The organism is Pseudomonas sp. ZL2, from assembly GCF_054788455.1.
On the sequence record NZ_JBGOGX010000002.1, the window covers coordinates 463,161 to 482,505 of the forward strand.

The 19,345-nt window shown below is 64.6% G+C and carries 15 protein-coding genes and 1 pseudogene; 10 read left to right on the top strand and 6 right to left on the bottom strand.

Annotated features, from left to right (window positions below):
- Positions 1-24: 24 nt before the first annotated feature.
- The gene (locus ABM562_RS03595; RefSeq protein WP_428985025.1) at positions 25-327 is read left to right on the top strand and encodes a YdcA family protein; all 303 of its coding nucleotides are present in this window, start codon (positions 25-27) and stop codon (positions 325-327) included.
- A 175-nt stretch (positions 328-502) separates the two neighbouring features.
- Here ABM562_RS03595 and ABM562_RS03600 read toward each other — a convergent pair whose 3' ends face one another.
- The 3 genes and pseudogenes from ABM562_RS03600 to ABM562_RS03610 form a co-directional block, all read right to left on the bottom strand.
- Positions 503-1,258 carry a methyl-accepting chemotaxis protein gene (locus ABM562_RS03600; protein WP_420849239.1) on the bottom strand — a complete coding sequence of 252 codons (756 nt, stop codon included), beginning with the start codon at positions 1,256-1,258 and terminating at the stop codon, positions 503-505.
- 102 nt (positions 1,259-1,360) lie between these two features.
- Positions 1,361-2,629 (bottom strand): annotated as a pseudogene (locus ABM562_RS03605) (cache domain-containing protein); the annotation flags it as partial.
- Positions 2,630-2,849: 220 nt separating this feature from the next.
- Positions 2,850-4,268 (bottom strand): aminotransferase-like domain-containing protein, encoded by a 1,419-nt coding sequence (locus ABM562_RS03610; RefSeq protein ID WP_115087517.1) that lies wholly within the window; start codon positions 4,266-4,268, stop codon positions 2,850-2,852.
- 445 nt (positions 4,269-4,713) lie between these two features.
- Here ABM562_RS03610 and ABM562_RS03615 point away from each other — a divergent pair, with 445 nt between their 5' ends.
- Entirely contained in the window at positions 4,714-6,132 is a 1,419-nt protein-coding gene (locus tag ABM562_RS03615; RefSeq protein ID WP_115087518.1) for an amino acid permease, read from the top strand.
- 87 nt (positions 6,133-6,219) lie between these two features.
- On the opposite strand, the gene ABM562_RS03620 is transcribed toward ABM562_RS03615, so the two are convergent.
- Complete coding sequence (locus ABM562_RS03620) at positions 6,220-7,113, bottom strand: LysR family transcriptional regulator (protein WP_115087669.1); 894 nt, start codon at positions 7,111-7,113, stop codon at positions 6,220-6,222.
- Positions 7,114-7,209: 96 nt separating this feature from the next.
- Between ABM562_RS03620 and ABM562_RS03625 the strand changes: the two genes are divergently transcribed.
- The 5 genes from ABM562_RS03625 to ABM562_RS03645 are packed head-to-tail and all read left to right on the top strand — an operon-like array spanning position 7,210 to position 13,041.
- The gene (locus ABM562_RS03625) at positions 7,210-8,448 is read left to right on the top strand and encodes a 3-hydroxyacyl-CoA dehydrogenase (protein WP_325175817.1); all 1,239 of its coding nucleotides are present in this window, start codon (positions 7,210-7,212) and stop codon (positions 8,446-8,448) included.
- Positions 8,445-10,208: an acyl-CoA dehydrogenase C-terminal domain-containing protein gene (locus tag ABM562_RS03630; RefSeq protein WP_460420891.1), complete on the top strand. Its 1,764-nt coding sequence runs from the start codon at positions 8,445-8,447 to the stop codon at positions 10,206-10,208. The genes ABM562_RS03625 and ABM562_RS03630 overlap by 4 nt, the downstream gene beginning before the upstream one ends.
- A 41-nt stretch (positions 10,209-10,249) precedes the next feature.
- On the top strand, positions 10,250-11,413 hold the full coding sequence (locus ABM562_RS03635) for an iron-containing alcohol dehydrogenase (RefSeq protein ID WP_233673769.1): 1,164 nt from the start codon (positions 10,250-10,252) through the stop codon (positions 11,411-11,413).
- A complete protein-coding gene (locus tag ABM562_RS03640; protein ID WP_115087522.1) occupies positions 11,413-11,841 on the top strand; it encodes an acyl-CoA thioesterase in 429 nt (142 codons plus the stop codon). The genes ABM562_RS03635 and ABM562_RS03640 overlap by 1 nt, the downstream gene beginning before the upstream one ends.
- Before the next feature lie 15 nt (positions 11,842-11,856).
- Positions 11,857-13,041, top strand: coding sequence for an acetyl-CoA C-acyltransferase (locus tag ABM562_RS03645; protein ID WP_134062963.1), 1,185 nt, complete (start codon positions 11,857-11,859; stop codon positions 13,039-13,041).
- Positions 13,042-13,045: 4 nt separating this feature from the next.
- On the opposite strand, the gene ABM562_RS03650 is transcribed toward ABM562_RS03645, so the two are convergent.
- Together ABM562_RS03650 and ABM562_RS03655 are read right to left on the bottom strand one after the other, a co-directional pair.
- Positions 13,046-14,056, bottom strand: coding sequence for an AraC family transcriptional regulator (locus tag ABM562_RS03650; RefSeq protein WP_233673767.1), 1,011 nt, complete (start codon positions 14,054-14,056; stop codon positions 13,046-13,048).
- Entirely contained in the window at positions 14,053-14,973 is a 921-nt protein-coding gene (locus tag ABM562_RS03655; RefSeq protein ID WP_115087670.1) for a LysR family transcriptional regulator, read from the bottom strand. Before ABM562_RS03655 ends, ABM562_RS03650 begins: the two co-directional genes overlap by 4 nt.
- Before the next feature lie 97 nt (positions 14,974-15,070).
- Between ABM562_RS03655 and ABM562_RS03660 the strand changes: the two genes are divergently transcribed.
- From ABM562_RS03660 to ABM562_RS03670, 3 genes are all read left to right on the top strand, one after another.
- Positions 15,071-15,907, top strand: a complete 837-nt coding sequence (locus ABM562_RS03660) for an AraC family transcriptional regulator (protein WP_134062958.1) — start codon at positions 15,071-15,073, stop codon at positions 15,905-15,907.
- A gap of 108 nt (positions 15,908-16,015) precedes the next feature.
- A complete protein-coding gene (locus ABM562_RS03665; protein WP_460420894.1) occupies positions 16,016-17,797 on the top strand; it encodes a DUF1302 domain-containing protein in 1,782 nt (593 codons plus the stop codon).
- Between the two features lie 14 nt (positions 17,798-17,811).
- Positions 17,812-19,149: a DUF1329 domain-containing protein gene (locus ABM562_RS03670; RefSeq protein ID WP_233673764.1), complete on the top strand. Its 1,338-nt coding sequence runs from the start codon at positions 17,812-17,814 to the stop codon at positions 19,147-19,149.
- Positions 19,150-19,345 lie beyond the last annotated feature (196 nt).

The following is a 19,345-nucleotide window of genomic DNA, read 5'->3' on the forward strand; positions in this document are numbered from 1 at the left end:
CGTTGTTTTTCCGGGCGGGTAGGGTTGGCCCTGGTACTGGTGTTGGCGGCGTCCACGGCGTTGGCGGCCAACAAGCCTTGCTCCGGGCGCAAGGGTGGGATTGCCGGGTGTGATGGCGATCTGTTTTTGTGTAATGACGGGTCGATCAGTGCGTCGAAACGTAGTTGCACGGCGTACATGGGCGGCAGTGCTGCACGGCCTGCGCTGCAGCCGTTGCGTGGGGCGAGTGAGGGCTGTGGTTGTGGGACGGGGTCGTTTTGTACCGGGCCGCGGGGTGGGGTGTATTGCCTGACGCCCAGTGGCAAGAAGAGTTATCGGCGGCGGTGAGAGGGTGCATTGGCTGCAGGCCTCATCGCTGGCAAGCCAGCTCCCACAGTGGATTTGTGCATGCCGTCGACCTGTGGGAGCTGGACTTGCCAGCGATCGAGCGCGCAGCGGTCGCAATCCTAGCCTCATCGCGGGTCAAGTCGAGTCGTCGCACCGCCGCTCCCACAGGAGAGCGCTACACCCGGAACATCTGCATCAACCCCTGTTGATGATTGGCCAGCCGGTTCAGCGCCTGGCTGATCTGCGCCGACTCCTCCGCTTGCCCCGACAGCGACTCGGTCACATCCCGAATCCCCGCTACGTTGCGGTTCACTTCTTCCGCCACGGCGCTTTGCTCCTCGGCCGCCGAGGCGATCTGCAGGTTCATGTCGGTGATCACCGTCACCGCTTCGCCAATACGCTGCAAGGCCGGTAGCGCCTGTTCGGCCTGGGCCACGCTGTCCTGGGCCTGGCGGTGGCTGCTGTGCATGGCCTCGACCACTTCGCGGGTACCTTGTTGCAGGCCTTCGATCACCACGCGGATTTCGTCTACCGAGTCCTGGGTGCGTTTGGCCAGGTTGCGCACTTCATCGGCCACCACGGCAAAGCCGCGCCCGGCTTCACCGGCACGCGCTGCTTCAATGGCGGCGTTGAGGGCCAGCAGGTTGGTCTGCTCGGCGATGGCGCGGATCACTTCCAGCACCGAGCCGATCTGCTCGCTGCGGCTGGCCAGGTGCTGGACTTCTTCCATGCCGGCGGTCATTTCATTGGCCAGGCGTTCGATGGCCTGGGTGGTGTTGCGGATCATGCTCAAGCCTTCGCGGCTGGCCAGGTCCGCGCCACGCGCCGCTTCCGCCGCTTGTGCGGCGTTGCGGGCGACGTCCTGGGCGGTGGCGCTCATTTCCTGGGAGGCGGTGGCCACCTGGTCGACTTCGCGGTATTGCTGCTGCATGCCGGCGCTGGTCTGGCTGGCAGTTGCCGCCGATTGGTCGGCGGTGCTGCGCGCGTCGTGCACCGAGGCTTTGACGTCGGCAATCACCGGTTGCAGCTTGTCGAGGAAGCGGTTGAACCAGTTGGTCAGCTCGCCGAGTTCGTCCTTGTTGGCGTAGTCCAGGCGCCGGGTCAGGTCGCCTTCGCCGCTGGCGATGTCCTTGAGCATCGCCGCCACACCCAAGATCGGTCGAGTGACGCCACGGGCGGTCAGCCAGATCACCACCAGGCCCAGCACCGCGGCAGCCAGGGCCATCAGCAGGCTGCTGAGGTTGGCGCTGCTGTTGTGCGCGTCCAGGCGCGCGTTGAGTTCAATCGCCGGAGCCTGCAGCACTTGTTCCGGCACTTCCAGCAACACGCTCCACGGCTGCGCGCCGGGCACCGGGGCGAACGACTGGCTGACCTGCAGCAAGCTGTTATCGCTGAACTCCGCTGCCTTGCCGGCACGCATCTGCGCGGCCAGGGCGCTGGCGTGCTGGCCGAACACCTCTTCGAATTTCTTGCTCAGTTGCGCGGCATCGCGGCTATGCCCGGCCAGCAAGCCGGCGGGGCTGACGATGCTGACCTGGCCGTTACCGTCGAACAGCTCCTTGCGCCCGTCCAGGCTCAGTTGCTGCAGGTTGTCGAGGCTGATGTCCAGGCCCATCACGCCGACGATCTTGCCGTCCTGTTTGAGCGGGAAGGCGACGCTGGTCATCAGCGGCGTGCGGTCGCCGACGCTGTCGAAGTACGGATCGACTACGCAGGCCTCGCCGGTTTCCAGCGGGCAGGTGAGCCAGCGGTTGTAGGCCGAGCCGTTGGCCGACAGGCTGGTGTCGGCGAGCATCGATTCGGGCATGGCTTCGGATTCCAGCTCGCCGGGCTTGGGCTGCGACCAGTACAGCGAGAAACGCCCGTTTTCGTTGCTGCCCACGGCGGCCTGGTCGACGAAGGCGGCGTCCTTGCTGTCCAGGGCGTTGGGCAGGAACACCAGGTACAGGCCGAGCAGGTCGGGGTTTTTGCCCAGGGCCTTGCGCGCCTGTTCGGTCAGGTCCTGGCGCAGGTTGTCGTTGCCTTGGGCCTTCAAGAACATCACCAATTGCGCGACGCCATCGCCATACAAATACGCGTCACGAAAGTAGCGCTGGATGTTCGCCGCCTGCAGCTGGGCCGAGGTGTGCAGGCGCAGCCGTGCGTTGTGGTCGAGCATCTGCGTGTTGGCGCTGTTGACCAGGGCGGCGCTGCGGCTCGACTGCATCAGCGTGGCCGCCATCAGCACCACCACGATGGCCAGCAGGCACAGGCCGGCGAGCAAGGTGATCTTCCATTGAATGAGCAGGCGGCGCAGCAGCATGGGGGTGTCCTTGTTTTGTCTGTGAAAATAAGAAGAGTGACAGAGGCGTGTCAATTAAATTTTCACGAAGTGTTTCAGGCTTATGTCGAGCTTTTACGGGGTTTCTGATCTGGGTGGCTCTAGTTTGCCGGTTTCAGCGAAATTAGCCTGTTTATAAAAACAGACGGCCTTAAGGCAATTTTTGTAGATCGCCGATTTACATCGACAATATCCGCTGCACCTATTGCCGCCGCCCATGCTTGACCAGCAACTTCTCCAGCTTCTCCCACAACGCAGGCTCGGTGCTGAACGCCACGTTGAAACGCATCCACCCGGTCGCCTGTGAATCGACCATGAACAACTGCCCGGGGCCGAGCATGATGCCTTGCGCCAGGGCGTCATCGACCAGCGCCGCGCTGTCGGCGATGGCCGGGTGGCGGGTCCACAGGTACATGCCTTCGTCGCCTTCGATAAAGCGCTCGAAACCCAGCCGCGTGAGCTGTTCGCTGACCTGCTGCTGAGCCTCGGCCAGGCGCTGGCGCAGGCGTTTGAGGTGCTTGCGCCAGCGGCCGTCGGTGATGGCGGCGTACACCACCCGTTCCATCACCTGCGAGGTGGTCAGGCCCGAGCGCATTTTCAGTTGCAGCAGTTGCTGCATCAGTTCGGGATTGGCCAGCATGAAGCCGACCCGCACGTTCGGCGAGATGCTTTTCGAGTAGCTGCCGACGTACACCACCTGCTGCAAATGATCGAGGCTGGTCAGGCACGGCAGCGGTTCGCTGATCATGTCGGCGTAGAGGTTGTTCTCCACCAGGCGAAAACCGTGGCGCGCCGCCAGTTGCAGCAGACGGTGCAATTGCGCCAGCGGCGTGCGCGAGGCGGTCGGGCTGTGCAGGTGCGGCTGGGTGAAGAACACCGTCGGGCGATGGTGTTCGAGCAGCCGTTCGAGGTGGTCGAGGTCGTAGCCATTCGGGGTGCGCGGGACGCCCAAAAGGGTCGCGCCCTGAAAGCGCAGGATGCTCATCAGGTTGGGGTAGCCGGGGTCGTCCACCAGCACCACGTCACCGGGGCGCACCAGGGTACGCACGGCCAGGTCCAGGGCCTGGCTGGCGCCGTGGGTGAGCATCAGCTGGTTGGGGTTGGCGACGATGCGCAGGTCCTGCTGCAAGTTTTGCGCGGTGAGGGTGCGCAGCTCCAGCAGGCCCATGGGGTCGCCGTAGCCGCTCAGTTCCAGCACGCTGCTGGCGACCTGGCGCATGCCCCGGCGCAGGCCGTCTTCGAACATCCAGTCGTTGGGCAGCCAGCCGCAACCGGGCTTGAACTCGAGCTGGCGGCTTTCGAAGATCTGCTGCAGGTACCACTCGGAGTTGAATTCCGGCTTGCCTGGCGCAGGTTCGCTGGCCTGGCTTTCGATCAGCTCGACCGCCGAGCGGTTGACGAAGAACCCCGCATTGCCGCGGCTGACCAGCAACCCCTGGGCGACCAGGCGGTCGTAGGCCTCGACCACGGTGAAGGTGCTGACCGAATAGGTGGCGGCGAAGGCGCGGATCGAGGGGACCTTGGCACCGGGTTTGAGGGTCTGGTTCTCGATCAACTCACGCAGCCCGTTGATGATCTGGTTGACCAGCGGGGGCGATGCGTCGGGTCGTAATTCAAGCATGGGGAAGCTGTGCCTTCAGGTGTGCGTAACGCCGGGCGCCTGCAGGAAATCGCGGTGTACTGCATCGGCGGCCTGTACAGTGCAGTGGATTTTTCATCGCGCTGTGCATGGCTCTATTTGTCGGACATTTTTACATTAGGGGTCTGTTATCGCTAGCTAAAGCACGTTGAAGCAGTATGAATAATCACAATGACACTGATGCTTTTACCCTTGGGCGCCGCCCAACCGCTCCTTGCGCACAGATGGCACTGACCCGCCATCGCGCCATTGCACCGTTCAATCCGACCAGAGGCACTCCGCTGGCCCCGTGAGCAGCGTCGCCGACCCATGACCTGGGCCGGGCGATTTCGGCTGCCCGCACGTTTACCGATTCGAATGGGTGAGACCGCTGTAGCAGGCGGTCTCTCGAGTTTCCTTGCATAAAAAGAACACGAGGTAGCTACTGATGGACGCAACATCCACATCCACTTCCACAGCGAAGGTGGAGCACGAGAGCAAGCTCAGCGCTTCGCTCAAGTCTCGTCACCTGACCATGATGTCGATCGCCGGGGTTATCGGCGGCGCATTGTTCGTCGGCTCCGGCAGTGTGATTCACAGCGCCGGCCCCGCGGCCATTCTGGCCTACCTGGCCGGCGGCATCCTGGTGGTGCTGATCATGCGCATGCTCGGTGAAATGGCGACTTCGTCGCCCGATACCGGCTCGTTCTCCACCTATGCCGAGCGCGCCATTGGCCGCTGGGCGGGTTTCACCATCGGCTGGTTGTACTGGTGGTTCTGGGTCATCCTGATGGCCTGGGAAGCCTATGTCGCCGGCAAGATCCTGCACGGCTGGTTCCCCTCGATCAGCGTCAACGTCTTCGTCCTGGCCACCACCCTGGTGCTGATCAGCGTCAACTTCTTCAACGTCAAGCACTACGGCGAGTTCGAGTTCTGGTTCGCCTTGATAAAGGTGGTGGCGATCATCTGTTTCCTGGTGGTCTGCGGGTTGGCGGTGGTCAACCTGTGGCCCACCGGTGAAGTCCACGGCCTGAGCAACCTCACCGCGCAAGGCTTCATGCCCAACGGCATGGAGGCGGTGGTGGTGGCCATGCTCGGGGTGATGTTCGCCTTCCTCGGTGCGGAAATCGTCACCATCGCTGCCGCCGAGTCGAAGAACCCCTCGGAGCAGATCGTCAAGGCGACCAACTCGGTGGTCTGGCGGGTGTGCCTGTTCTATGTCGGTTCGATCTTCCTGATCGTTGCCCTGGTGCCGTGGAACGACCCGCTGATGGGCACCTCGGGCTATGGCTCGTACCGTCGGACTCTGGAGCTGCTGGGCATTCCCGGTGCCGAGTTGGTGATGAACTTTGTGGTCTTGACCTCGGTGAGCAGCTGCCTGATCTCGGCGCACTACACCGCCTCGCGCATGCTGTTCTCGCTGTCGACCCGTGGTGATGCGCCGTCGTTCTTCAAGATCACCCGTGCCGGTACCGGCGTGCCGGTGTTCTCGATCATCGGCTCGTGCTCGGTGGCGGTGTTCGTGGCCCTGATCAACTTCAGCGAAACCCTGCGCCCGAAAGACGTGCTCGATGTGCTGATGAACACCACCGGCATGATCGCCTTGCTGGTGTACCTGGTGATTGCTTTCTCGCAACTGAAGATGCGCCGCAAGCTGGAAGCCGAAGGCAAGCCGATCCGCCTGAAAATGTGGCTGTTCCCGTGGCTGACCTACCTGGTGATCGTGTTCATCATCGGCTGCCTGGTGACCATGGCGTTTGTACCGGACTACCAGGTGCTGGTGTTCTCCACCGGTGCGGCGGCGATTGTCGTGGCCTTGATGGGCGCGGTGTTGCATGTGCGGGCGGCGAAAAAAGCGTTGTCCTGAAGCGCCCGATCGCGGGGCAAGCCCGCTCCCACAGGATTTGTGTTGTACACATGACCTGTGGGAGCTGGCTTGCCAGCGATGAGGCCCTCAAACCACCCGCAAAATCTCCCCCACCAGCCAGCCCAGCGCCCGGTCCTGACCGCGCTGGGCCAGGTGCACCAGCTCAAGCTCAAACGCCTCCAACGCAAACGGCAAGTCATGCAGCTGCAACGGCAGCAGCGTGGCGAAGTGGCGTGCCAGTTGCGTCGGCAGCACCACGCACAAATCCGACGCCGCCACCAGGTGCGCCGCCTGCAGGTAGTTGGGCGTGGTGTAGACGATCTGCCGCGCCAACCCTTGCTCCCCGAGCCATTGATCGACCATGCCGCGCGTCTGCCCGCCATGCACCCAGAGGTGACGCAGGCGCAAAAACGTGTCGAGGTCCAGTGCGCCGCTCACCAGCGGATGCTCCTTACGCAGGGCAATCTGCAGGGTCTCGCTGCGCCAGTGATGACGGGCAAAACGCGCCGGAATCTCATCGAAGCGCCCCAGCACCAGGTCCAGCTGGCCCCGGTCCAGGGCATCCACCGGCAGGCTCGGCGCCAGCGGGGCGATGTCCAGGCGCAGGTTCGGCGCACGGTCCTGCAGGCGGCGCAGCAGGCCTGGCATGCACAACTGCTCGACGAAGTCGGTCATGGCGATGCGAAAGGTCTGCCGGCTCAGGCGCGGGTCGAAGCTTTCGCCGACGTTGAGGGTCTGCTCGATCTGTTGCAGCGCCGAGCGGATCGGCCCTTCCAGGGCCAGGGCCTTGGGCGTCGGTTGCATGCGCCGGCCGATGCGCACCAGCAGCGGGTCGTCGAGCAATTCGCGCAGGCGCGCCAGGGCGTTGCTCACCGTCGGTTGGCTGAGGGCCAGGCGCTCGGCGGCGCGTGAGACGTTCTGCTCGCGCAGCAGCACGTCGAGGATGCGCAGCAGGTTGAGGTCGAAGGTGTTTATATTCATTTCGCAAATATCACGCATATGAAAATGAAATTTCTCAAATAGTAGGCAGCTGCTTACGGTGTCGGCAATCCTTCTTTTCGACTTAGGGGTGCCGGTGTGAGCAATGCATTCGATGGGCAACAGGCTGCGGTGGTAGGGGCGGGAACCATGGGCCGGGGGATTGTCATCAGCCTGGCCAGTGCCGGCATCCCGGTGCTGTGGCTCGATGCCAGCCCGCAGATGGTCACCGCAGGCCTGAAGATGGCCGCCGACACCTGGGCCCACCAGGTGGTCAAGGGCCGCATCAGTGAGGAACAGGCCGAGCGAAACCTCGCGCGCATTCAGGCGGTGGACGACTACGCGGCGCTGGCCGATGTCGACCTGGTGATCGAGGCGGTGTACGAAAACCTCGAGCTCAAGCAGGAAATCTTCCGTACCCTGGACCGCACCCTCAAGCCCGGTGCGATCCTCGCCAGCAACACCTCGGCGCTGGATATCGATGCGATTGCCGCTGTCACCCAGCGTCCGCAACAGGTACTGGGCCTGCATTTCTTCAGCCCGGCACACATCATGAAACTGCTGGAGATCGTCCGCGGCCAGCAGACCTCGGCCACCGTGCTCGACCAGGCCAAAGCCCTGGGCCAGCGCCTGGGCAAAATCGCCGTGGTGGCCGGCAACTGCCGCGGCTTTATCGGCAACCGCATGCTCAAAACCTACGCCGACGAGGCGCGCAAGATGCTCCTTGAAGGTGCGCTGCCACAGCAGGTCGACGGCGCCTTGCAGGCGTTCGGTTTTGCCATGGGCCCGTTTCGCATGTACGACGTGGTTGGCGTCGATCTGGAGTGGCGCGCCCGGAAACTGGCCGGGCAGGGCATGGACAGCCCGCTGGTGCAGGTCGACAACGCCCTGTGCGACCTCGGCCGCTTCGGCCAGAAGGCCGGCCTTGGTTATTACCAGTATGCCGAGGGCAGCCGCGAAGCCGAGCACGACCCTGAGGTCGATGCCCTGATCGAGCGAATCGCTACCGGCCTGGGCTATCGCCGCCGGCTGATCAGCGACCCGGAAATCGTCGAGCGCAGCCTGCTGGCGCTGGTCAACGAAGGGGCGAAGATCCTTGAGGAGAATATCGCCGCCAACAGCCACGACATCGACCTGGTCTACCTCAACGGTTACGGCTTCCCGGCCGCGGTCGGCGGACCGCTGCACTGGGCCGATGGCCAGGGCCTGGCCTCGATCCAGGAGCGTCTGCAACGTTTGCAACGCATGCTCGGCGAACATTGGCGGCCAGCCGCGCTGATTGCCCGGCTGGTGGCCGCTGGCAAAGGCTTTGCCGCTGTACAGGAGGGCCGTGTATGAGTTACCAGGCACCGCTGCGCGATATGCGTTTCGTGCTGCACGAGCTGTTCGATGCCGGTGGCCATTGCCAGCAACTGGGCAATGGCCTGGACCGCGAAACCATCGATGGCGTGCTCGAAGAAGCCGCACGCTTTGCCGCCGAAGTGGTGGCGCCGCTCAATCGCAACAGCGACGAGCAGGGCTGCCGTTTGCAGGACGGCCAGGTGACTACCCCGGATGGCTTTCGTCAGGCCTACAAGCTGTACGTCGAGCAAGGTTGGGCGAGCATGACCGGGCCGCTGGAATTCGGCGGCCAGGGTTTCCCGCAGATGGTCTCGGCCAGTTTTCACGAGATGCTGATGGCCGCGTCGCTGTCGTTCCGAATCTATTCCGGGCTCACCGAAGGCACGGTGCTGGCGCTGGAGCGCCACGGCAGCGCCGAGCTCAAGCAGCGCTACCTGGCGCAACTGGTCAGCGGCGAATGGACCGGCACCATGTGCCTCACCGAACCCCAGGCCGGCACCGACCTGGCCTTGCTGCGCACCCGTGCCTTGCCCCAGGCCGACGGCAGCTACCAGCTCAGCGGCAGCAAGATTTTCATCAGCGGCGGCGAGCAGGACCTGAGCGCCAACATTATCCACCTGGTGCTGGCGCGCTTGCCCGAGGCACCGCCCGGGGTCAAGGGCATCAGCCTGTTCCTGGTGCCCAAGGTGCTGGTGAATGCCGACGGCACCCTCGGCGAGCGCAATGCCTTGAGCTGCGGTGCGCTGGAACACAAGATGGGCATCAAGGGCGCGTCCACCTGTGTGATGAATTTCGACGGCGCCACCGGCTGGCTGGTGGGGGAGGCCAACCAGGGCCTGGCCTGCATGTTCACCATGATGAACGACGCGCGCTTTCAGGTCGGCCTGCAGGGCCTGGGCATCGCCGAAGCGGCGTTCCAGGGCGGCCTGGCCTATGCCCGTGAGCGCCTGCAGTCGCGGGCCATCAGCGGCCCGGTGGCGCCGAACAAAGCCGCCGACCCGATCATCGTCCACCCCGATGTGCGACGCATGCTGCTGACCCAGAAAACCCTGAGCGAAGGCTGCCGCATGCTCGCCGCCTACACCGCCCGCCAGCTCGACCTTGAACACGATTGCAGCGCTGCCAAACGTCGCGCCGCCTTGCTGATCCCGATCGTCAAAGCCTTCTTCACCGACTGCGGCCAGGAAGTCGCCAGCCTCGGCGTACAGCTGTACGGCGGCCATGGCTTTATCCGCGAGTGGGGCATGGAGCAACTGATGCGCGACAGCCGCATCACCCAGCTGTACGAGGGCACCAATGGCATCCAGGCCCTGGACCTGATTCGCCGCAAGCTGCTCGGCGATGGCGGCAGTGAGCTCAATGCGCTGATCGATGAGCTGGCAACGCAGGTGGCCCAGGCTACCCATCAGCCGCCGATGGCCGAGCGGGTAGGGCAGTGCCTGGAGGAGTGGCGGGCGCTGGGCGAGTCGGTGCTGCAAGCCTGCCGCCAGGACCCCGAAGAGATCGGCGCGGTGTCGGTGGATTTTCTCGCCTACTCGGCCTATGTGTTGTTGGCGGCGCTGTGGTTGCAGGCGGCGGAGCGTGCCAGTTCCGCCCTGGCGGCCGGCAGCAGCGAAGCGCCGTTCTACCAGGCCAAGCTGCATTCTGCGGACTTTTACCTTCGCAGGCTTTTGCCGCGTGCAGGCGCTCATCGCCAGGCGTTGCTGGCCGGCGCCGGCTGCCTGATGAGTTTGCCAGAGGCCGATTTCGCCTTCTGATTTCACCTTGCGGACATCACAACAACAACGAGGGACGCCGCATGCAGTCATTCAGTTTTGCTACCACCGCGCAGATCCTCTGCGAAGCCGGCGCCGCCTTGCGCTTGGCCAGCCTGTGCCGCGAACGCGGTGCGCGGGCGGTGTTGATCGTCACCGATCCGGGTATCGCCCGCCTGGGTTTGCTCGAGCCATTGCTGCCGGGTTTCGCGGCGCAGGGCCTGACTGTGGCGGTGTTCGACCAGGTGCTGGCCGACCCGCCGCAAGCCTGTGTGTTGGAGGTGGTGCTACAAGCGCGGGCGATGCAGGCCGACCTGATCGTCGGCTTTGGCGGCGGCAGTTCCATGGACGTGGCCAAGCTGGTGGCGCTGCTGGCGCACCCGCAGTGCTCGCAATTGCTCGGCGACATCTACGGCGTCGACCAGGCCCGTGGCCGGCGCCTGCCGTTGATCCAGGTGCCGACCACGGCGGGCACCGGCTCGGAAGTGACGCCGATCGCTATCGTCACCACCGGCGAGCACAGCAAGATGGGCGTGGTCTCGACCCTGTTGCTGCCGGACCTGGCGCTGCTCGATGCCGACCTGACCCTCGGCCTGCCGCCGGCGGTCACCGCCGCCACCGGCATCGACGCCATGGTCCACGCCATCGAGGCCTATACCAGCAAGCTCAAGCGTAATCCGCTGTCCAACCTGCTGGCCCGCGAGGCGTTGCAATTGCTGGCCGGCAATCTTGACGAGGCGGTGCACAACGGCCGCAACCGCGAGGCGCGCCAGGCCATGCTGCTCGGCGCTTGCCTGGCCGGCCAGGCCTTTGCCAACGCACCGGTGGCGGCGGTGCATGCGCTGGCCTATCCGCTGGGCGGGCATTTCCAGATCCCCCACGGGCTGTCCAATGCCCTGGTGCTGCCCCATGTGCTGCGCTTCAACGCCGAAGCGGCGGCGCCCTTGTATGCCGAGCTGGCGCCGCTGTTGCTGGGTGCGCGCTTGCGCGCCGGTGACGTAAACAGCCTCACTGCACAGTTGATCAACGAGCTGGCTGAACTGAACCCACGCTGCGGCCTGCCGACGCGTTTGCGCGATGCTGGCGTGCCTGAGAGCAGCCTCGAACATCTGGCCCGCGACGCCATGCAACAGCAGCGCTTGCTGGTCAACAACCCGCGTGAGGTCAGCGAGGCCGATGCCCTGGCGATCTACCGGGAGGCGTTCTGATGGAGCACCCCGGGCGCGAGCACTTTCGCCACTTCCAGCCGATCACCACGCGCTGGCACGACAACGATCTCTATGGCCACGTCAACAACGTCGTCTACTACAGCTTCTTCGACAGCGCGGTGAACAGCTACCTCATCGAGCAGGGCGGGCTGGATATCCACCAGGGGGAAGTGATCGCCTTCGTGGTCAATTCCAGCTGCGACTACTTTGCCTCGATTGCCTTTCCGGAGTGCATCGAGGTGGGCCTGGCGGTGAGCAAGCTGGGCAACAGCTCGGTGCACTACACCCTGGGCATCTTCAAGGCCGGGCAAGCGCAGGCCTGCGCGGCGGGGCGCTTTGTCCACGTGTTCGTCGAGCGCGCCAGCAACCGCCCGGTCGCTATCCCTGAACCCCTGCGGGCGGCATTGAGCCGTTTGCGCTGTGACTGACTGGAGTGCTTTGCCATGCAAGATGCCGTAATTGTCTCGACCGCCCGCACGCCGATCGCCAAGGCCTTTCGCGGCGCCTTCAACGACTTCAAGTCGCCGTCGATGAGTGCCGTGGCCATTCGCGCGGCAGTCGAACGGGCCGGTATCGAACCCGGCGAGATCGACGACCTGGTGATGGGCACCGCCATGCAGAGCGGCACCGCCTCGACCAACCTGGCGCGCCTTTCAGCCCTGGCGGCCGGCTTGCCGCTATCGGTCAGCGGCCAGACCATCGACCGCCAGTGCGCCTCGGGGCTGATGGCGATTTCGATTGCCGCCAAGCAGATCATGGTCGACGGCATGCAGGTGGCGATTGGCGCTGGCCAGGAGCAGATCAGCCTGGTGCAGACCGCCCATATGCAGGCCGCAGCGGTGGAGCAGGATGCCAGCGTAGTGCGCATGGCCGAGCATGCCTACATGCCGATGCTGCTCACTGCCGAGATCGTCGCCAAGCGCTACGGTATCAGCCGCGAAGCCCAGGACGCCTACAGCCTGCAGTCCCAGCAACGCACGGCGGCGGCCCAGGCCGCGGGGTTGTTTGCCGATGAGATCGTGCCGGTCAGTGTGCGCAAGAAGGTGGTCGACAAGCTCAGCGGGGCGGTCACCTACCAGGACGTGCACCTGAGCCAGGATGAAGGCAACCGCCCGCACACCACCCTGGCCGACCTGCAAGGCCTGGCGCCCGTGCGCGAAGGCGGCTGCATCACCGCCGGCAACGCCAGCCAGTTGTCCGATGGTGCCAGCGCCAGCGTGCTGATGAGCGGGGCGTTGGCGGCGCGTGCCGGGGTCAGGCCGCTGGGCCTGTATCGCGGCATCGCGGTGGCCGGCCTGGCGCCGGAAGAGATGGGCATCGGCCCGGTGCTGGCGATCCCCAGGTTGCTGCGTCAGCACGGCCTGCGCGTCGATGATATCGGCCTGTGGGAAATCAACGAGGCCTTCGCCTGCCAGGTACTGTACTGCGCGCAGACCCTGGGCATCGATCCTGCGCGGCTCAACGTCAATGGCGGCGCCATCGCCATCGGTCATCCCTACGGCATGAGCGGCGCGCGCATGGTCGGCCATGCCTTGCTTGAAGGTCAGCGCCGTGGCGTCAAGTACGTGGTGGTGAGCATGTGCGTGGGCGGCGGCATGGGCGCCGCCGGTTTGTTCGAGGTGCTCTGAGCCGTCAGCGCCCGCGGTAGGCCCCGGGCGCGCAGGCAAACCAGCGCAGGCAGGCGCGGTGAAAACTCTGCACGTCGCTGTAGCCGAGTTGATCGGCAATCTGTACCAGCTCCAGTTCGCTGCCCTGCAGCAGGTCTTCCGCGCGGTAGCGGCGGTACTCATCCAGCAGCTCGGAATAACTCCAGCCCAGTGCCTTCAGGCGCCGGGCCGCGGTGCGTTCGAGCAGGTGCTGGCGGCTGCAGAAGGCCGGCCAGCGGTTGCTGTCGGCAAGGCTCACGGCCAGGTGATCGCTGGCCAGCTCCAGCAGCGTTGGCTGGCTGTTGCGTTGGGTCTGTTGCAGCAATTCCACCAGCATCAGTTCCAGTGCCTGATTGCCGGGGGTCAGCGCTTGCTCGAACAGCTTTGGGTCAAGGCGGATGCCATGTTCAACGTGCCCCCAGCTCACCGGCGCGCGCCAGGCGTGGGGGTGCACGCTGATGTCGGCCGGCGCCGGGTGGGCCAGTTCAATGGCCAGGATCGGGTCCTGCTCCAGGCCGCTGGCCAGCAGCTTGCGGCGCAGCAGGCTGCAGAGGCTGGTGAGCATGTAGTCGGTGATGGGTGCCGTGGCCTTGAGGCTGCCGCAATCCTCCAGGCGCAGGCTGACCTGGCCATCACTGCGTTCGATGCGGGCGCGAAAGTGACCGTTGAAAAACGGGAAGTATTCGACGAAGTAGGCGCAGGCGCTGTCCAGCGAGGCGGCGGCATCGAACAGGTAAGTCAGGCCATTGGTCGCGGTGGAGACGAACCGCCTGCCGGCAGTCAGGCCGACAAACGGGTCGCTGCTCTCGCTCAGGGCCAGGGTCCAGAAGCGCCGCGACAGCACCAGCGGCACACGCAGGAACGGTGTACGCATCTCGAACAGGCTGCGGCGGAACACGGCCTCGATCAGTTCCAGGGATACCCCGCGGCCCTGCAGCTCTTCGATGGCCGGCAGCAGGGTCGGGGCGTAGAACGCGTTGGGCGGCACGAGGGTCATGACGGGTTCACCTGCAGCTGTTGATCCACCTTGAAAATGGCTTCGATCATTGCCTGCGCTGCCGGTGTCAGGCTGTCGCCGGCGCGGCTGACAATGCCGTACTGCAACTGTAGATCAGGGTCGTCGGCATCCAGGTCGGCAAAGCTCAACAAGCGGATTTCACCGGCCTCGACCCGCTCGTGCAGGGCTTCGGCGGTGGCCAGGCCGATGGCGTCCGAGCGCATCACCACCCGACGTATGGCATCGAACTGCGCGCACTCGACGCTGGTGACAAAGTCCTGGGTACCCTGGGCGCGGGCGAGGATCTTGCGGATCATCGGCGGGATCCGCGTGCCGGCAATCGGGTAATCGAGCAGGGCGCTGAGCTGGAGCGGGCCACGCCCTGCCAGCGGGTGCCCGGCGCGGCAGAAGAAGCGCCCGCGCCGGGGCCGCAGGGCCTGCACCTGATAGCGCGGGTCGTCCTTGAAGTAGCGCGAGTCGGCGACCAGAAACTCGATCTGCTGCTCCTTGAGCCAACTGCCCAGTTGCTCCCAGTCACCCTGATGAAAACGTGCGCGCACCAGCGGGTGGTCGTGGATGAACTGCGCCAGCGCCTCGGGCACCAGCAATTGGGCCGGGTAGGGGCCGCTGCCGAAACTCAGCTCGCCGCCTTCCAGGCCGTTGTACTGCAGCAGCTCGTTGTGCAGGCTCTGGCTGCTGGCCAGCAGGCGCCGGGCGTGCTGCAGCACCAGTTGGCCCTGGCCGGTGAGGCGAAACTCGCGGCTGCCGCGCTCGACCAGGGCACAATCCAGATCGCGTTCCAGGGTCTGGATGCTGCGGCTGAACGCGGGCTGGCTGAGGTTGACGGCATCGGCGGCGCGCACGAAGCCACGGTAATCGGCCAGGGCCACGAAGTGGCGAAGTTGTCGAAGGTCCATCATGCGCCTCTTGCATGCAGCGGATACTTTTTATGCATTTGATCGATAGTGTAGCGGCTGGCATAACTCATGGCCTGATCATTTTGCGTGACGTGCCATGCTTGCTTCGCCTTTTGTTTGCGCCGCCTTGACCCGCACCCTGGTCGCTCACGCCCAGGGCTGCGGCCTGCCTGTGGATGTGCTGTTGCAGCGTGCCGGGCTCACGCCCGCGCAGTTGCACGGGCACGGCCAGATCCCGGCCATGCAGGTCGAGCAGTTGCTGCTCGAATGTGAGCTCGCCGGTGCCGGGCGCGAGTTCGGCTGTGAGCTGGTGCCGGGCATGGCCACCCATTCGCTGCAGGGGCTGAACATACTGCTCGATTCGGCCGCCAGCGTGCGCGACAGCCTTGCCTGCTTTATCCGCTACCTGCCGCTGGTGACCAACTGTGTGCTGGTCAGCCTGGACGGTGCACAGCTGCACATGCGTCGCTATCAGCATCAACCGCATTACTACATGCTCGATGCTGCGGTGCTGAGCCTGGTGCGCAACATCGCCAGGCGTGCCGGGCGCACGCCGGCCCAGATGTTCACCCAGGTCAGCGTGTTGCCGCAGCAGGCGGCCGGGCGCTGGTTGCAGGACTGGGGGGTGGCGGTGGTCAGCGCTCAATGGCCGAGCCTGCAACTGGCGCCAGGCGCCCTCGAGCTGGACCTGCCCGGTGCCAATGCCTTCCTCCATCAGAGCATGCTGCGCCAGTGGCAAGGCGCAGGCATGAGCGAGGCGCGCGAAGACAGCCTGCAACTGGCGCGGCACTGGCTGGCCGCCGGTGACCAGCCCATCGAGCGGATTGCCGAGCGCCTCGGTTACCGTCAGCCGAGCAACTTCATCCGCGCCTTTCGCAAGCAGTTCGGCGTCACCCCCAAGCAGTTTCGCCTGAGCGCATTGCAGCCGGCCTAGGGCGACTTTTCGCAGCATGCGGATGATCGTTTTTTGTCGTGCGCCGCTTGCGCCTGGCGGTGGGCGCTTGGGCATCTTGATCGAGCTTAATCCTCATGGAGCTCGATAATGACAACAACAAGCTCAACGCCGTCTCCCTGGCTGCTGGCGGCGCTGGCCTCCTTCGCCGTGCCTGCCCAGGCCAGCAGTTTTGATCTCAATGAAGACTGGAGCTTTACCACCCGCAGCACCCTGAGCCTGGGCAGCAGCTGGTCGACCCAAAGCCCCGACAAACACCTGATGACCCGCGCCAATGCCCTGCAGGCCCAAGGCGTGCATGCCGATGGCAGCGGGGTCAGCGCCGATGACAACCGGCTTAACTTCAAGAAAGGCGACCCGATCTCGCAGACCGTCAAGGGCCTGAGCGATTTCAGTCTCGACGGCCAGGGGCAGGGCGCCTTTGTGCGCCTGAAGTACTGGTACGACCATGCCTATGAAACCCGCGACGGCCGCTTCAAGGATTTCGACGACAGTGGCTGGGATGACCTGGCCAAATTCCAGGGCCTGGAAGTGCTCGACGCCTACCTGTGGAAGGACGTCGAGCTGGCCGGCCATCCGCTGAGTTTCAAGCTCGGCAAGCAGGTGCTGTCGTGGGGCGAGGCGCTGCTGATCCAGAACGGCATCAACGTCATCAACCCGCTGGACATCACCGCCTTCAACCGCCCCGGGGTCGAGATCAAGGAAGGCCAGCTGCCGGTGGAGATGCTTTCGTTCAGCTTCGGTGTGTCCGACACCCTCAACCTCGAAGGCTTCTACCAGTACAACTGGCGCGCCAGCGTGCTGGACGGTTGCGGCACCTTCTTTGCCACAAGCGATGTGATTCAGCCAGGCTGCGGGCCGTTGTACCTGGGCCAGGTGCTCACCGACCCGCAGATGCAGGCCAGCGGCTTGTATGCCAGTTCACGGGGCAACGCGTCGCCGTCCGACAACGGCCAGTTCGGTTTCGCCCTGCGCCAGATGCTGCCGGCGCTCAACGACGCCGAGGCGGCGTTGTACTTCATCAACTACCACTCGCGCCTGCCGTACCTGACCGTCGATGCGCGCAACACCGCGCTGCCGGGGAATTTCCCCGGGGGCGGACAGGGGCCTTCGTATGCTGCGGCCTTCCCCGAGAACATCCGCCTGTACGGGCTGAGCATCAACGGTGTCGAGCCCAGCAGCGGGGTGTCGCTGGCGGCCGAGCTCAGCTATCGGCCCAACATGCCGCTGAGTTTCAACGCCCCGGATGTCACCACGGCGGTGGTCTCCGGTGCTGCCGGCAACGTGTGGGTAGCACTGCCCGAGGGCTTCAACAATCGCGCAGGTGATCGCTTCGATGGCTGGGAGCGAAAAGGCGTGTGGCAAGTGACCACCTCGGCAACCCAGGCCATCGACAACGTGCTGGGTGCCACCCGCCTGAGCCTGTTCGGTGAAGTCGGCGTGGTGCACATCGACGGCCTCGGTGATGAGCGCCTGGGCCGTAATGCCGCCTTTGGCCGCAGCGCGCCGCGCAATGGCAGCGCGTGCAACACCGTTGCCTCCGGAGTGACCAACCGCTACTGCACCGACAAGGGCTTTGCCACCGATTGGTCCTGGGGTTATCGCCTGCGCGCCAGCCTTGAGTACAGCGATGTGCTGCCGGGGGTCAACCTGATCCCGGCGGTCAACTGGCGGCATGACGTCGAGGGCTATTCCTACGACCCGCTCGGGCCATTCCAGGAAGGCCAGCAGGCCCTGGGGCTGAGTCTTACCGCCAACTACCTCAACGACTACAGCGTAGAACTGGCCTACAACAGCTTCTTCGGTTCCAACGACTACAGCACCCTCGATGACCGCGATTTTGCCTCGGTCAGCTTCAAGGTCGATTTCTAAGGAGAACAATAAAAATGCGTATTCATCCCCTGTTGTTAGCCCTGACCTGCGTCAGCGCCCTGGCCCAGGCCAAGAGCAACGACCTCGGCCTCTTGGACAAGACGCTCACGCCGATGGGCTCGGAGCGCGCCGGCAATGCCGACGGCAGCATCCCGGCCTGGACCGGCGGCCTCGACAAAGCGGCCGGGAGCCTGGATGGCAACGGCGGCTACAGTGACCCGTTCGCCAGTGAAAAGCCGCTGTTCACCATTACCGCGCAGAACCTCGGGCAGTACCAGGCGGCGCTGAGCCCCGGCCAGCTGGCGATGTTCAAGCGCTACCCGGACAGCTACCAGATGCCGGTGTACCCCAGCCACCGCAGCGCCCGTTTGCCGGCGCCGATCCTCGCCGATAGCCGCACCAACGCCGGCAAGACCACCCTGGCCGACGGCGGCAACGGCTTGCATGATTACGCCCGTGGGATTCCGTTCCTGCTGCCGACCGAAGGCATGGAAGTGATGTGGAACCACATGACCCGTTGGCGTGGCGGCAGCTACGAGCGCTTCAGCAGTATTGCCCTGGTACGTGAGAACGGTGCGGTCAGCTATATCCGCGCGCAGTCGCTGGTGAGTTTCGCCGAAGCGGTCACGGGGCTTGAGCCCAATGCCAACGTGCTGTTCATGTTCAAGAGCCGGGTGCTGGAGCCGGCGCGCCTGGCGGGCGAGACCGTGCTGGTGCATGAGCCGGTTGACCAGGTGGTCGAGCCGCGTGCCGCCTGGCAGTACCTGCCGGCGCAACGCCGGGTGCGTCGCGCGCCGATGCTGGCGTATGACAACAGTGCGCGCTACAGCAACGGCCTGATCACGGCCGACAACATCGATGGTTTCAATGGTGCGCCGGACCGTTTTGACTGGAAGCTGATCGGCAAGCAGGAGCTGTACATTCCCTACAACAGTTATCGCCTGGGCAGTCGTTCATTGAAACTCGATGAACTGGTCAAGCCCAACCACATCAACCCGGCGTATACCCGTTATGAGAAGCATCGGGTGTGGGTGGTTGAAGCCACGCTCAAACCGGGGGCGCGGCATATCTACAGCAAGCGCCGGTTTTATGTGGACGAAGACAGCTGGCAGATCGCCCAGGTGGACCAGTACGACAGCCGTGGCGAGTTGTGGCGCAGTTCCGAACTGCATGCGATCCAGCACTATGATCATGACTTTACCTACAACGTGCTGGAAACCTCGTACGACCTGATTTCGGGGCGGTACTACGCGGGTGGCTTGAGCAACGAAGAGAAGGCGCCGATGCGGGTGGGGTTTACCGCCAAGACCGATGACTACACGCCTTCGGAATTGCGTCGCTGGGCCAAGTGAAGCACGAGCCCTTCGGGCTCGATCGCCGGCAAGGCCGGCTCCCACAGGTCCGGCGTACACAGATCCACTGTGGGAGCTGGCTTGCCAGCGATGAGGCCGGTCCAGCCAGCACATCAGGTGCTGGCAGGATTACGACCCCTGCGGGCTCGATCGCCGGCAAGGCCGGCTCCCACAGGTCCGGCGTACACAGATCCAC

Bases quoted from the DNA above. Each gene is read 5' to 3' on its own strand.
- ABM562_RS03600 (WP_420849239.1), bottom strand. From the start codon at position 1,258: ATGCAGCAGCAATACCGCGAAGTCGACCAGGTGGCCACCGCCTCCCAG.
- ABM562_RS03610 (WP_115087517.1), bottom strand. From the start codon at position 4,268: ATGCTTGAATTACGACCCGACGCATCGCCCCCGCTGGTCAACCAGATC.
- ABM562_RS03615 (WP_115087518.1), top strand. From the start codon at position 4,714: ATGGACGCAACATCCACATCCACTTCCACAGCGAAGGTGGAGCACGAG.
- ABM562_RS03620 (WP_115087669.1), bottom strand. From the start codon at position 7,113: ATGAATATAAACACCTTCGACCTCAACCTGCTGCGCATCCTCGACGTG.
- ABM562_RS03630 (WP_460420891.1), top strand. From the start codon at position 8,445: ATGAGTTACCAGGCACCGCTGCGCGATATGCGTTTCGTGCTGCACGAG.
- ABM562_RS03635 (WP_233673769.1), top strand. From the start codon at position 10,250: ATGCAGTCATTCAGTTTTGCTACCACCGCGCAGATCCTCTGCGAAGCC.
- ABM562_RS03640 (WP_115087522.1), top strand. From the start codon at position 11,413: ATGGAGCACCCCGGGCGCGAGCACTTTCGCCACTTCCAGCCGATCACC.
- ABM562_RS03645 (WP_134062963.1), top strand. From the start codon at position 11,857: ATGCAAGATGCCGTAATTGTCTCGACCGCCCGCACGCCGATCGCCAAG.
- ABM562_RS03650 (WP_233673767.1), bottom strand. From the start codon at position 14,056: ATGACCCTCGTGCCGCCCAACGCGTTCTACGCCCCGACCCTGCTGCCG.
- ABM562_RS03655 (WP_115087670.1), bottom strand. From the start codon at position 14,973: ATGGACCTTCGACAACTTCGCCACTTCGTGGCCCTGGCCGATTACCGT.
- ABM562_RS03660 (WP_134062958.1), top strand. From the start codon at position 15,071: ATGCTTGCTTCGCCTTTTGTTTGCGCCGCCTTGACCCGCACCCTGGTC.
- ABM562_RS03665 (WP_460420894.1), top strand. From the start codon at position 16,016: ATGACAACAACAAGCTCAACGCCGTCTCCCTGGCTGCTGGCGGCGCTG.
- ABM562_RS03670 (WP_233673764.1), top strand. From the start codon at position 17,812: ATGCGTATTCATCCCCTGTTGTTAGCCCTGACCTGCGTCAGCGCCCTG.